The sequence below is a fragment of the sulfur-oxidizing endosymbiont of Gigantopelta aegis genome, from assembly GCF_016097415.1.
GTDB lineage: Bacteria > Pseudomonadota > Gammaproteobacteria > GRL18 > GRL18 > GRL18.
On record NZ_JAEHGE010000001.1, the window covers coordinates 1,495,925 to 1,509,152 of the forward strand.

13 protein-coding genes are annotated in these 13,228 nt (G+C 40.8%); 12 read left to right on the forward strand and 1 reads right to left on the reverse strand.

The genetic code is table 11. The features are described 5' to 3' along the window. Positions 1–384: 384 nt before the first annotated feature. From JEU79_RS07625 to JEU79_RS07645, 5 genes are read left to right on the forward strand one after another with little or no spacing between them, the layout of a single operon-like run. Positions 385–1,449 carry an N-6 DNA methylase gene (locus JEU79_RS07625; protein ID WP_198263618.1) on the forward strand — a complete coding sequence of 355 codons (1,065 nt, stop codon included), beginning with the start codon at positions 385–387 and terminating at the stop codon, positions 1,447–1,449. Further along, positions 1,446–1,694 carry a hypothetical protein gene (locus JEU79_RS07630; RefSeq protein ID WP_198263619.1) on the forward strand — a complete coding sequence of 83 codons (249 nt, stop codon included), beginning with the start codon at positions 1,446–1,448 and terminating at the stop codon, positions 1,692–1,694. Before JEU79_RS07625 ends, JEU79_RS07630 begins: the two co-directional genes overlap by 4 nt. After that, positions 1,669–2,376 (forward strand): Eco57I restriction-modification methylase domain-containing protein, encoded by a 708-nt coding sequence (locus JEU79_RS07635; protein ID WP_198263620.1) that lies wholly within the window; start codon positions 1,669–1,671, stop codon positions 2,374–2,376. The genes JEU79_RS07630 and JEU79_RS07635 overlap by 26 nt, the downstream gene beginning before the upstream one ends. 59 nt (positions 2,377–2,435) lie before the next feature. Next, entirely contained in the window at positions 2,436–2,705 is a 270-nt protein-coding gene (locus JEU79_RS07640) for a hypothetical protein (protein ID WP_214660520.1), read from the forward strand. Positions 2,706–2,725: 20 nt separating this feature from the next. Next, positions 2,726–3,169: a hypothetical protein gene (locus tag JEU79_RS07645; RefSeq protein WP_198263622.1), complete on the forward strand. Its 444-nt coding sequence runs from the start codon at positions 2,726–2,728 to the stop codon at positions 3,167–3,169. Positions 3,170–3,185: 16 nt separating this feature from the next. On the opposite strand, the gene JEU79_RS07650 is transcribed toward JEU79_RS07645, so the two are convergent. Then, a complete protein-coding gene (locus JEU79_RS07650; RefSeq protein WP_198263623.1) occupies positions 3,186–3,806 on the reverse strand; it encodes a LysM peptidoglycan-binding domain-containing protein in 621 nt (206 codons plus the stop codon). A gap of 383 nt (positions 3,807–4,189) precedes the next feature. Between JEU79_RS07650 and def the strand changes: the two genes are divergently transcribed. The 7 genes from def (at position 4,190) to trkA (ending at position 13,219) form a co-directional block, all read left to right on the forward strand. Further along, a complete protein-coding gene (gene def / locus JEU79_RS07655; protein ID WP_198263624.1) occupies positions 4,190–4,690 on the forward strand; it encodes a peptide deformylase in 501 nt (166 codons plus the stop codon). Between the two features lie 13 nt (positions 4,691–4,703). Further along, on the forward strand, positions 4,704–5,630 hold the full coding sequence (gene fmt / locus JEU79_RS07660; protein WP_198263625.1) for a methionyl-tRNA formyltransferase: 927 nt from the start codon (positions 4,704–4,706) through the stop codon (positions 5,628–5,630). A 266-nt stretch (positions 5,631–5,896) separates the two neighbouring features. Continuing rightward, on the forward strand, positions 5,897–7,339 hold the full coding sequence (gene rsmB / locus JEU79_RS07665) for a 16S rRNA (cytosine(967)-C(5))-methyltransferase RsmB (RefSeq protein WP_198263626.1): 1,443 nt from the start codon (positions 5,897–5,899) through the stop codon (positions 7,337–7,339). 206 nt (positions 7,340–7,545) lie between these two features. Beyond that, complete coding sequence (locus tag JEU79_RS07670) at positions 7,546–8,148, forward strand: DUF4390 domain-containing protein (RefSeq protein WP_198263627.1); 603 nt, start codon at positions 7,546–7,548, stop codon at positions 8,146–8,148. Beyond that, positions 8,145–10,280, forward strand: coding sequence for a sensor histidine kinase (locus JEU79_RS07675; RefSeq protein ID WP_198263628.1), 2,136 nt, complete (start codon positions 8,145–8,147; stop codon positions 10,278–10,280). Before JEU79_RS07670 ends, JEU79_RS07675 begins: the two co-directional genes overlap by 4 nt. 75 nt (positions 10,281–10,355) lie before the next feature. Continuing rightward, positions 10,356–11,771: a sigma-54-dependent transcriptional regulator gene (locus tag JEU79_RS07680; RefSeq protein WP_198263629.1), complete on the forward strand. Its 1,416-nt coding sequence runs from the start codon at positions 10,356–10,358 to the stop codon at positions 11,769–11,771. Between the two features lie 74 nt (positions 11,772–11,845). After that, positions 11,846–13,219, forward strand: a complete 1,374-nt coding sequence (gene trkA, locus JEU79_RS07685; RefSeq protein ID WP_198263630.1) for a Trk system potassium transporter TrkA — start codon at positions 11,846–11,848, stop codon at positions 13,217–13,219. The last annotated feature ends 9 nt before the right edge of the window (positions 13,220–13,228 follow it).

Consider the following 13,228-nt stretch of genomic DNA (forward strand, 5'->3'; position numbering starts at 1 on the left):
ATGTGGATAAGACTAATACTATAAATAACCAACAGAATTATATCTTAATATTTGAGAAAGCTGTCTTGACAATGGGGTCCACTGTAATGCTTTAAATATTCCTTTTCAAATGGAGAGGCAAAGAGTTGATGCCAGTTATAACAGAGTTATTATTGAATTTAAGGATAAGGGCTTATTTAATGGCAGTACTTCCAGTTCTGCATTTAAAAATGCGGTGTTTGATCGCTTAAAAAATATATCCCGACTCGTGCTAAACTCGAATCCCTCGACAATGAGGATTATATTGGAATAGTTACCGATGCAGAGCATATTGCATTTGCACGGTACAGCCGAGGAAAAATAGTTCATGATGCATTATTACCATTAAGTGAATCCAGTGTATCTTTGATAGTTAAGGCTCTGACTGATTGTAAATGGGTTCCTGTTACATCAGAAAATCTAATCACTGATTTTGGTCATAGTTCTGATGCTGGCTGTAATATGTTACAGGCTTTATCTGACGCATTATCAGAGCGACTGGAAAAGAAAAATAATAATAAAATAAAAATGATCTTTGAAGAGTGGAAAGCTCTTTATGGACAAACATCAAATCTTTCCATCAGCCAAGTGAATGGGATTCTTGATAATATTGGATTTCAAGTCAATTTCTCTGAACAAAAAAAGTCTGAAGAATTGAAGATCCCTGTTGCACTTTTTGTCATACATACTTACAACTCTCTTTTGATAAAAATTCTTGGTGCAGAAGTTGTTGCCGAACATGCACTAACCACTTATAAAGGATTTATCAGAGAAACAGTCAGCCTTGATGGTCAATTATTAATTGACCGAATGGAATATGAAATTGAACAGGGTAATTTCTTTTCTGGTGCTGGAATAAATGGGTTTGGAGAAGAAGTTATTTTCAGTTGGTATCTTGATGTTGCAAGATTGAAACAACATCAAGCCAAAATAATTGATGGATTAAAAGGTATTTTGCTTTCATTCTCCATGTATAGAGCGGATAAATTAACTTCCGCACGTTCAAAAGATGTTCTTAAGTCGTTTTATCAAGATCTCGTGCCAAATGAGCTACGAAAAAGTCTGGGTGAATTTTATACACCAGAATGGTTGGTTGAAGTCACTCTGGATAGAATCAATGTAAAAAATTTTTTAACTCAACGATTTCTTGATCCAACATGTGGTTCAGCTTCTTTCTTACTGGCTTTAATCAGGAAAATAAAAATACAAGCAACAGATGATGGGTGGGGTGATTTAGAAGTGTTAAAACACATCATAAACAATGTCTGGGGCTTTGATTTAAATCCTTTAGCAGTCCAGACTGCCCGAGTGAATATATTAATCGCTATTTCTGATTTATTAGACAATAACAAAGGAACAGATATAGAAATACCGATTCTTTTAGCGGATGCAGTGTATTCCCCAGCTCGAAATCCTAAAAAGATGAATTGATTGTCTCTTATAAAATTGGTAGTGAAGTAGCCGATCTTGAAATTTTATTGCCTTCAGAATTGGCTTTTGATAGAAGTCGTTTAGATTCCGTATTTTTACTAATGGATAATTTAGTTTCAAAAAGTACTCAGTGGCGTGAGACAGAAAAAAAAATTAATACAAAAAAATTAATTACATCCAATGAAATGAAAGAATGGAGATCACCACTCAAGCATACTTATGAAAAAAATTCTGGATTTACATGAAAGAAACTGGAATGGTATCTGGTTTCGTATAGTGCGTAATTTCTTCTGGTCTGCTATTGCAGGAAAGTTTGATGTGGTTGTTGGTAATCCACCTTGGGTCAGATGGTCAAAATTACCCGAATTATACCGTGAACGTATAAAGCCAACCTGTGATCATTATGGAATTTTCTCAAAAACAAAATTTCATGGTGGAAATGAACTTGATATATCAGGAATGATCACCTATACCGTTGCAGATAAATGGCTCAAAGATGAAGACGGAATTTTAGCATTTGTTATCACGCAAACTCATTTTCAATCACCATCTTCAGCAGGTTTTCGATCATTTTATATCGGAAATAATCAGATCATTCAACCTGTAGGGATTGATGATCTAAAAGCTTTAAAGCCATTTCCTGATGCAGCCAATAAAACAGCTATTTTTATTGCTAAAAAATGCAAAGGTAACACAATAAAATATCCTATACCCTATGCTATATGGGAAGCGGCTAAAGGAAATAAAAAAGCAATCCCTGCTCACCTCACAAAACAAGAAGCTCTTGATTCAGTTGACATTGATAAGTGTGAGGCAACCCCTGTTACGGGAGGTGATTCACCATGGGCTATTACACCGAAAGGTGGTTTTAAAGCATTTAAAAGATCACTGGTGCAAGCACTTGGGTTAACGGCAGAAAAGGAGTAACCACAGAATTAAATGGTATTTATTTTGTAAAAATTATTGATACAAATAAAAATAATAATTTGGTGCAAATTGAAACCTGCCCTGACTTTGGAAGAAATGAAAAAGTAAAACCAGCAAGAAAGTTTTGGATAGAACCTGATTTTCTATATCCTTTAGTTAAGGGGGCTGGAGATATACAGGAATGTTATGTCTCAATCAAAAAAGATTTATATGTACTGGTGCCTAATAAGGGGATCACAAAACAGTTATTAGAAGATTGTGAAAATGACATGGAAGACAAACCAAAGTGTGAAGGATTTTTAGCACCTATCAAGACCAGCTTATTTTAAGATCAACATATAGCAAACGAATGACAGAACACGCACCTTATTTCTGTATTTCAAATGTTGGCAGTTATACTTTCGCACCATTTAAAGTGGTATGGCCTGAACAGCCTGGCAATAAATCATTTAGAGCGGCAGTCATTACAAAAGGTAACGATCCTATCAGTGGTCAAAAAGTTTTTGTTCCCGACCACAAATTGTTTTTTGTTGATTTTTATGATTCAGAGCCAGCCTATTATCTTTGTGGTTTACTAAACAGCTCTACAGTACAAGCTTTTATTGATAGTCATAATATTTCAATTCAAGTGGGTAATGTGTTTAAACACATGAATTTACCAGAATTTGATGCAGATAATAAGAAACATAAAGAGTTATCAGCATTAAGTGAAGTAGCACATAATGAAGATAACAAAATCAAAAGACAAGCATTGTTAAAAACTATTTCTAAACTTGGAAATTCATTACTTTGAGCAAATATGGGTGTTTTTATACAAAAATATCAACACCTTTGTTTATCGGCTTGCGATCATTTCTGGGGTTTCTATAGGCGTTGCCTCGACGGTAAACAGCGTAGTGAGTATCTGTTGATTCTTGGGGAATGCCAACGACATAAACAGAATCCCCGGCACCCGCAGCGCTACGATCATCGGTCATGCCCGCGATATAAGGTAAATTGGCAAATTCACCGAAGTTAAGCACTCTATTTTTGGTTAAAAAGGGAGCGATTATATCCAGAGGGATAGTGGGAATGGCATTGTCCAAAGCTTCAATTCGAGTTTCAGGACTTAAACGAACGGTACGTTTGCCATGTTTGTTACGTGTGATATAAGGCTTGCCATCAATATAAACCAGATACAAAACATCTCCGGGATAAATCAGGTGAGGATTTTTAACTTGCGGGTTGATTTGCCAGATTTCTGGCCATAGCCAGGGCTCGCTGAGAAATTTCCCGGAGATGTCCCATAAAGTGTCGCCTTTGACCACGACGTATTCTTCTGGGTGTCCAGGTTTTAGTTTTATTTTTTCTGCCTGAGCGGATACAAATAATGCACTGCTCAATAATAAAATGGCAAGTGTCTGAGTAAGAAAACGTTTATTGTTTTTCATATGAATCCCTAAATTCATTGGAAATATTGATCGAATTAAACAGTCAAACCTGTCATTCAGAGTATTGCGCCCGAAATATTACAGTCTGAACTTGTATCCCTGAGATTATTCTAGTCAAGAGTCTAAAATAAAACCATTAAATTATTAAAAAAATATAATAAAATCCAAAGATTAGCTTAAATTTATAATGTTTATTGTTAAATATAAAGTGTTTTATCAAAAATTACCAACCTGGTTAACACTTTTTCTATCAAAAGAGGGGTATTTTTTGATAAAATCGCTGTTTTAGTACGAAACAGAAGTGAATTATTGGTTTTCAGGCTTCGCGAGGTAACATTGCAAAGCACGGGTATAATAATTTTTAGAAAAAAGAGTTAGATTATATGGCATTATTAGATATTCTTTGTTTTCCTGATGATCGTTTGCGCACAAGGGCAAAAAAAATCAGCAAAATTACGACCAAACATCAGCAATTAATCGATGATATGCTGGAAACCATGTATGCTGCCCCGGGTATTGGCTTGGCGGCCACGCAGGTTGATTTTCATGAGCAAATTATTGTTATTGATATTTCAGAAGATAAAAGTGATCCTTATTGTCTGATCAATCCTCAAGTGATTTCTCATTCGGGCAAGGAAAAAATGGAAGAAGGCTGTCTTTCTGTGCCTGAAACCTATGCCGAAGTCGAACGTGCTGATGCTGTTGTGGTGCAATATCTGGACAGGGATGGCAAAGAAGTTGAACTTGAAGCAGATGGTTTGTTAGCCGTGTGTCTACAGCATGAAATTGACCACCTGCAAGGCAAGTTGTTCGTGGATTACCTGTCTCGTCTCAAGCGTGATCGTATTGGTAAAAAACTCGCTAAACAGCAAAAAATGATGTGATGAGGAACTGATAGTGAAAATAATTTTTGCCGGTACGCCGGAATTTTCGGTCATTGCGTTACAAGCCGTATTAGAATCTGAACATGAAATTGTTGCTGTCTATACTCAACCCGATCGCCCTGCAGGGCGAGGACGCAAGTTAACCGCTAGTCCGGTGAAAGCTTTGGCCTTGGAACACAATGTTCCCGTCTATCAGCCACTTAGTCTCAAAGATGCTGAGGCGCAGGCTGAATTGGCGCAATTACAAGCGGATGTGATGATCGTGGTGGCCTATGGTTTGATTTTGCCCCCGGCAGTTTTAAGTGCACCCAAATACGGTTGCTTAAATATTCATGCTTCGATTTTACCACGCTGGCGCGGTGCTGCCCCGATTCAACGGGCAATTCTGGCCGGTGATGCCCAAAGTGGTGTTACCATCATGCAAATGGATGAAGGTCTGGATACGGGTGATATGCTGAACATAAAAACCTGCCCGATTACTGCCGAAGATACAGGCAGTCGTTTACATGACCGTCTGGCAGACATCGGTGCGCTTGCGCTGATGCAAACCTTGCAGCAAATTGAAAATGATCAATTGGATGCTCGGAAGCAAGATGATTCACTGGCAATCTATGCCCATAAACTCGATAAGAAAGAAGCCAAAATTAATTGGCAGCAAGATGCTGCGACCATTGTGAGAACAATTCAGGCATTTAATAGCTGGCCAGTGGCCTATACTGATTTTAAGGGTAAATCCTTACGTTTATGGCAGGCTCGTCTAATTGCTAAAGATACTAGCGGACTGGTTTGCGGCGAAGTGATAGATGAATCTTCAGCCGGTATTGATATTGTGGCTATTAATGGGGTGGTGCGTATATTAGAGTTGCAAATGCCGGGTAAGAAACGGATCATGGTTAAAGATTTTATTAATGGTCAAAGTTTGCTGGGTGTCTGTTTTTAATCAAGTGAAAAAGTGCCTGTCTATGTCAGTGCTAGGGTGGGCATTTTGTGCCCACGCTGAAAGTGTGAATATAAGGTGTTGAATCAGCGTGGGCAGATAAAGCCGTGCCCACCCTACGGATCTGTCAAAATGTTTTTGGAAAGTCTTGAAGATTCAGCGCATTGGATGCTAGTAGTAGGCCAAGAGATTTATTTAGATTTAAAGTGCCTGTCTGCATCAGTATGTATGAATGAGTGAGTCAATATGAGTGTGAAAATAACAACGACATGAAGCAAAAAAAGCGCCACCAGAGTTCCTCTCAAACAAAATCAAAGCAAGCTCATTCAGGGGCAAGTGACTTATCTTCACGGGCCGTGGCGGTAAAAATAGTGCAGGACTGTATCGAATCAGGTCAGTCATTATCAAACTTGCTACCCCGTTATTTAGAGCCACTCAAGTTAGAAGCACGTCCCTTGGCTCAGGAAATCAGTTTTGGTGTCCTACGTTGGTATTATCGCCTCAACCCTTTATTGGCTTCCATGTTGAGCAAGCCGCTACGAGGAAAAAAGAAGTCGATTCATTATCTTTTATTAGCGGGTCTTTATCAGCTCATTTATCTGGATAAAGTTGACTATGCAATAGTCGATGAAACCGTTAATGCCTGTGATGAATTACAGCAATCCTGGGCCAAAGGCTTGGTCAATGCCATTTTGCGTCGTTTTCTTAGAGAAAAAGACAGTTTGATAGCTGAACTGGATAAGTCCTATGCCAGTCGGTTTGCCTATCCTGACTGGTTGATTAATGCCATCAAGAATTCCTGGAAAAAAAGCATTGCACCGAGCAATATCATGTCCTTAGATGAAATATTGACAGCCGGTAATCAACGTCCCCCCATGACCCTGAGAATTAATCAGCAATTTGATTTGAGTGATTATTTACAGCGCCTTGCTGCTAGTGATATTGCTTTTTCTAGTATGGATTCAGATGCCTATCATCGTCATACTGTGATTTTAGATAAGCCTATTGCCGTTGATAAACTACCCTTGTTTGCCGAGGGGGGAGTCAGTGTTCAAGATGCGGCACCACAATTAGCGGCACAACTCTTATCGCCACAGCCAGGGGATCGTATTCTCGATGCCTGTGCAGCGCCAGGTGGCAAAACCATGCACTTGTTTGAGCAGCAAGCCTTGTTGTCCGAGGTCGTTGCACTGGATGTTAGTCAGGAACGATTAAGCCGCGTGAGCGAAAACAGTCAGCGTCTGAAAGTCCCCGCTGAAAAATTACGCTTAATCAGCGGGGACGCCAGTCAGCAGGATTGGTGGGATGGTGAAATGTTTGAGCGAATTTTATTAGACGCACCCTGTTCAGCCACGGGGGTTATTCGTCGCCATCCAGATATTAAAGTCTTGCGCCGTGAAGAAGACATTGCTGCGTTGGTATTATTACAAGGGCAGATTTTACGCAATCTCTGGTCAATGCTGAAACCTGGGGGGGTGTTACTTTATGCAACCTGCTCTATTTTAAGAGATGAAAATGATCGTCAAATACAGGCTTTTCTTGCCCAGCAGGACGATGCGAGTGAAATAAATATTATTGCTGACTGGGGCTATGCCATGCCGGTAGGTCGGCAAATATTGCCGGATTCTCAGCGTGTGGAAAATAATGATGTTGAAAGTCAGAATATGGATGGTTTTTATTATGCCTTGTTGAGCAAGCAGGCTGAAAAATGATACCTGAACGGACGGAGATTAATAATAATGATGATGCTGAAACTCAACAGCCACTATTGTCTTTATCTGTCAGAGAACGTAGAAAGCGAAAAAGTTGTCCGAAATGTCAGTTTTTTATCGCGCTGAGCTTATTTCTCGTCAGTTCAATCATTCTCTCCTTTTTTTTTAATGTCTTTCCTGGCCTAGTCAATCAAGGGAGTTTTCAAGTGACAAGTGCAAGTTCTTTTAAGCGGGGTGATAGTATTGCCATTGATGCAGATTTAAAAATCAGCTTTCCTGAAGTGGTGGTTGAAGCGTTAGAAAATGGTATTCCATTGACGATTGCAGTCGATGTGCAGGTTTTGCGTGAGAGAAAATGGTGGCGCAATGTCATTATCAAAGAATCGACACAATTATTTGAATTGCGCTATCATCCCTTGACCAATGTGCATGAAATCAAAAATATAGCCAGTGATGATCGATATACCTTCAATAGTCGCCAGGATGCAATGGCCGTTTTGGGCACCATTAGAGGAGCGTATTTGATTGAGCAAAAAGATTTAAGTAAAAATCATCATTACTTAGTGCAGATGCGCCTATTGCTGGATATTAGTCGCTTACCCCCTGCGTTAAGGCAAATTGCCTCGCTCTCTCCCGATTGGCGTTTGGAAAGTGCCTGGTATCGCTGGGATATCCGACAGCAAAACAAACGTCAAGTTGGTCCCGCTATTGATAATGAAAACATAGCAATATCACCTAACTGGGCGCAGACACTGGATAAAATTTTTCAGCAATTGACCAATAAACCCACGCAAGAGTCAGCAAAATGATCAGAAAAATATTTAATGGGCCGGTGGCGATTTTTGTGATGTTACTGGTGTTATTTTTCTCCTTGAAAATGATCAGTAGTTCTACCATGGATGCGGAAGAGTTCCAGCAATTGTATTATTTATTGTTGACTGTGAATCTGGTCATTCTGCTGATGCTGGTATTCCTGATTGCCCGGCAGGCATGGCGCTTATCATCCCAACTACGCCAACATGTAGCTGGTGCCAAACTAACCCTGAGAATGGTGATTATCTTTGTCAGTCTGGCAGTGCTTCCGGCGCTAGTCGTTTACAGTTTTTCCATTCAGTTTATTCATCGAAGTATTGATAGTTGGTTTGATGTCACCGTTGAGCAAGCGCTAGAAGATGCCATGGACTTAAGTCGTTCTGCGGTGGATGAAAAGAAGAAAGCATTATTGCGTCAAATTCGTCGTTTGAGTGATGAGATCCTGACCGATATCAATACAATTTCAGTGGTGTCCTTGAGTGAAATTAGAGAAAAAAGTGGAGTGGATGAAGTCACATTAATGACCTCCAGAGGACGAATTCTGGGTTCTAGTTCCGTTGAAGAGGGGGATATTGTCCCCGACATCCCCAGTTCTGATCTATTATTACCTCTGCAACAAGGGCGTGACCATGTGGTTCTGGACTTAAGTGAAAAATCAGATCGGATGATTCGGGTGCTGGTGCGTATTACCTTTGAGGGTGAAAAAGGCTTCTTAATCTTGCAGGCAATGGTGCCCTTAAGTGGTCGTCAGTATCGTCTGGCAGCCAGTGTGCAACAAGCTTTTTCTGAATACAAAGGTTTGGTCTATCTGCGTAAACCACTCAAAATCAGCTTCACTTTGACCTTATCTCTGGTGTTGTTGTTGGGGATTTTAAGTGCCGTTTGGGCTGCCTTTTATTCAGCACGGCGGATTGCAGCGCCGATTCGTGATTTGGCTGAAGGTACCAAGGCCGTGGCAGAGGGCGAATACCACAAGCCGATCCCCTTGTTAAATGATGATGATTTTGGTTTATTGATCCAGTCATTCAATAAAATGGTGAGGCGTTTATCACAAACCCACAATGCCCTCGAAGAAAGTCACCAACAGGCAAAAAGTCAGCGTGATTACCTTGAGGTGGTGCTGAATAATTTGTCTTCCGGCATTATTAGTTTGACGCAAAACAAAGAAATCCGCACCAGCAACCCAGAAGCCAGTGTTATTTTGGGCGTGAACGTCAATGATTTCCATGGTCTGTCTTTGTTTCAACTCACCAGAGAAAAACCCGAGCTGGAATCATTGATTCGTTGGATTATGACCACCGTGCAAAATAAGGTTAAACACTGGAGTGAAGAAGTGACCCTGATGGAAGCCGATGGGCGAAAAAACTTATTGTGTCGGGGCAATGCTTTGGCTGATGGTGGCTATGTTATTGTCATTGAAAATATCACTTCACTGGTACAGGCACAAAGAGATGCCGCCTGGGGTGAAGTGGCCAGACGGTTGGCACATGAGATAAAAAACCCTTTAACGCCTATTCAACTGTCTGCTGAACGTCTGCGTCATAAATATTTAAAAACTATGAATGCCAAGGATGCAGAAACCATGGATCGATTGACATCGACAATTATTAATCAGGTTGATAGTATGAAAGAAATGGTTAAGGCCTTTTCTGAATATGCGAAAATGCCGGAATTAAGAATGCAGCCCGTTGATATTGAAAAATTATTAATGGACGTGGTCGAATTATATCGTGGTAGTGATAAACTGACGATTTATTCGGAGTTGTCTATTAGCGGCACGATGGTTGAAGCAGATTCCGGCCGCTTGCGTCAGGTGTTTCACAATGTGATTAAAAATGCGGTGGAAGCTTCGGTTGAACAGGAAAAACGCTGTTTTCTAGTGCGAACGCAGTTAATGGAAAGCAATAGTCAGCAATGGTGTGTGTTAATCCTTACCGACAATGGCCCAGGTTTCCCTGAAGATATGCTGGCTAATATTTTTGAGCCTTATGTGACCAATAAACCTAAGGGCACCGGGCTGGGTTTGGCGATTGTGAAAAAAATTATTGAAGAACATGGTGGTACGATTGTGGCAGAAAATGCCGCAGAAGGTGGGGCAAAAGTGGTCATTCAATTGCCAGTAGTGTAATCGCTAAATAATACGATAAGTCCGTATCGATAAAAGCTTAGCTATATAAAAAATTGTTCAGTGAGAGGAAACAAAATGGCGTCAAGCTATATACTTGTTGTTGATGATGAGCCTGATATTCGAGGTTTGGTACAAGAAATCCTTCAAGATGAAGGCTACGAAGTTGAAACCGCTAAAAATGGTGGTACGGCTCGTGACAGTTGCCGTCAAAGACGTCCGGATTTAGTCTTATTAGATATTTGGATGCCGGATATTGATGGCATTAGCCTGCTTAAAGAGTGGAAAGAAAATACTGATAATAGCACCATGGGTAATTTCCCGGTTATTATGATGTCAGGTCATGGCAGTGTCGAAACAGCGGTTGAAGCCACCCGCCTAGGTGCCTATGATTTTCTGGAAAAACCCCTCTCTCTGGCAAAGTTATTATTAACAGTAGAACATGCCTTGCAGGCGCATAAACTGGATAAGGAAAATCAGGGCATGCGTCAGCAATTATCCATTGCCGATGAGCCCGTGGGTAAGAGTCAGGCCAATCAAGATCTGGCACAAGAGATTAAGCAAATTGCCCAGCATGATTCACGGGTATTATTTGTGGGAGAGCCGGGCAGCGGCAAGAGTAAATATTCACGCTTATTACACCGTTTAAGTAAGCGCTCAGAGCAACCCTATATCGAATTAGGCGTCGCCACACTGGATGTAGAAAACTCCGCACGTGAACTCTTTGGCTCGGAAGTCGATGGCAAAATATATTACGGCTTATTAGAACAGGCCGGTTTGGGTACTTTGTATATTGATGATATTGGTGAAATGGATATGGCGACTCAGGGACGTTTGTTAAGCACCCTTGAAACCGGTTGCTTTCATCGTCTGGGTGGCTCAGAATCTATCGATCTCATGTGTCGCATTATTACTGCTACGCATTATTCCATGGAGCAATTAATCGCTCAGGAGCAGTTTAAATCGGAGCTTTATTTTCAATTAAATGTGTTACAGGTCAAATTTCCTCCGCTGCGAGAGCATTGCGAAGATGTGCCTGATTTACTGAATTACTATCGTGACCGTTTTGTGCAACAAGAACAATTTAACTATCGTAACTTTTCCATTGCGGCACTGAACAAATTACGCAATTACCCTTGGCCGGGTAATTTATTAGAATTAAAAAACTTAGTGCAGCGCTTATTGATTGTTTCTGATGAAGAAAATATTACTCTGGAAGAAGTTGAGAGTAGTATCGAATACGAAACACAACGATTAGACAAACAGGATGATTCATTGCCGGGAAATAGTGCTCTAAAAACTTTATTTGAACACCCGCTGAAAGAAGCCCGGGAATTATTTGAAAAAGCTTATCTGGAAGAAAAGCTGATGGCTGTTGGTGGCAGTGTGGGCAAGGTTGCTCAGTTGGCTGGTGTTGAACGCACACACTTGTATCGGAAAATGAAGGTACTTGGCATTGATGCCAAGAAAATTTCTAAAAAGGCAAAAGAGTAATGCATTTTTTTAATCACTTGCTAAACTCTAATGATTCTTTTACATATTTTACATAAGGGTAATATTCCTGCGCTATGAAAATATTAATTTTAGGTGCTGGTCAGGTAGGTTCTTCACTGGCTGAAAATTTGGCCAGTGAAGATAATGATATTACCGTTGTCGATGTTGACGGCCGCAAATTAGCTATTTTACAAGACCGTTTGGATATTCGCACTGTCAGAGGTCGAGGCTCACATCCTGATGTGCTGAACAAGGCTGGCTGTGATGATGCCGACATGATCATTGCGGTCACCAATAGTGATGAAACCAATATGATCGCCTGTCAGGTGGCTTATACTATTTTTCATACCCCCATGAAAATTGCTCGTGTACGCTCCAATCAATACCTGAGTCGCCCGGAACTTTTTTCTCATGAAGCTCTGCCGGTTGATGTACTGATTAGCCCTGAGCAATTAGTGACCGATTATATCAAGCGCTTGATTGCCTACCCCGGTGCCTTACAGGTACTGGATTTTGCTGGTGGTCAAGTGCAGCTCGTTGCAGTGAGAGCTTTTCAGGGCGGCCCTTTATTAGGGCATGAGCTACAAGAATTGCGTGATCACATGCCCAATGTTGATACTCGGGTGGCGGCTATTTATCGCAAGGGCCATCCTATTACACCGATGGGTGATACCATTATTGAGGAAAATGATGAAGTGTTCTTCATTGTTGACCGTCGTAATACCCGCAAGGTGATGTCAGAATTACGCCGGGTTGATAAGCCCTATAAGCGCATTATGATAGCCGGAGGCGGTAATATTGGCCAGCGTTTAGCTCGAGCATTGGAAAACCGTCTGCATGTCAAAATCATCGATCATAATCCTGCCAATGCCCGTATGCTGTCAGAAGAGTTGGAAAAAACCATTGTCCTTTTGGGTGATGCCTCCGATGAAGAATTATTGATTGAAGAAAATATCGAAGGCACCGATGTATTTTGTGCCTTGACCAATGATGATGAGGCTAATATTATGTCGGCCTTACTGGCCAAGCGACTAGGGGCTCGAAAAGTGATGGCGCTGATCAATCGGGCAGCCTATGTTGATTTAGTCGAAAGTGGTGATATTGATATTGCGATTTCACCACAGGAAGCAACCATTGGTAGCTTGCTCGCTCATGTGCGTCGTGGCGATGTTGAGATGGTACATTCACTACGCAAAGGCGCTGCAGAGGCTATTGAAGCCATTGCTCATGGTGATAAAAAGACTTCTAAAGTGGTGGGACGTGCGATTGAAGAAATTTCCCTGCCACCGGGTACCAATATTGGTGCTATTGTTCGTGCGGGTGAAGTTATTATTGCCCATCATGATACGGTGATTGAATCCGATGATCATATTATTTTATTTCTCGTGGACAAGCGTCATATTATTGATGTGGAACGTCTTTTTCAGGTCGCAGTGACCTTTATATAACACCAATAC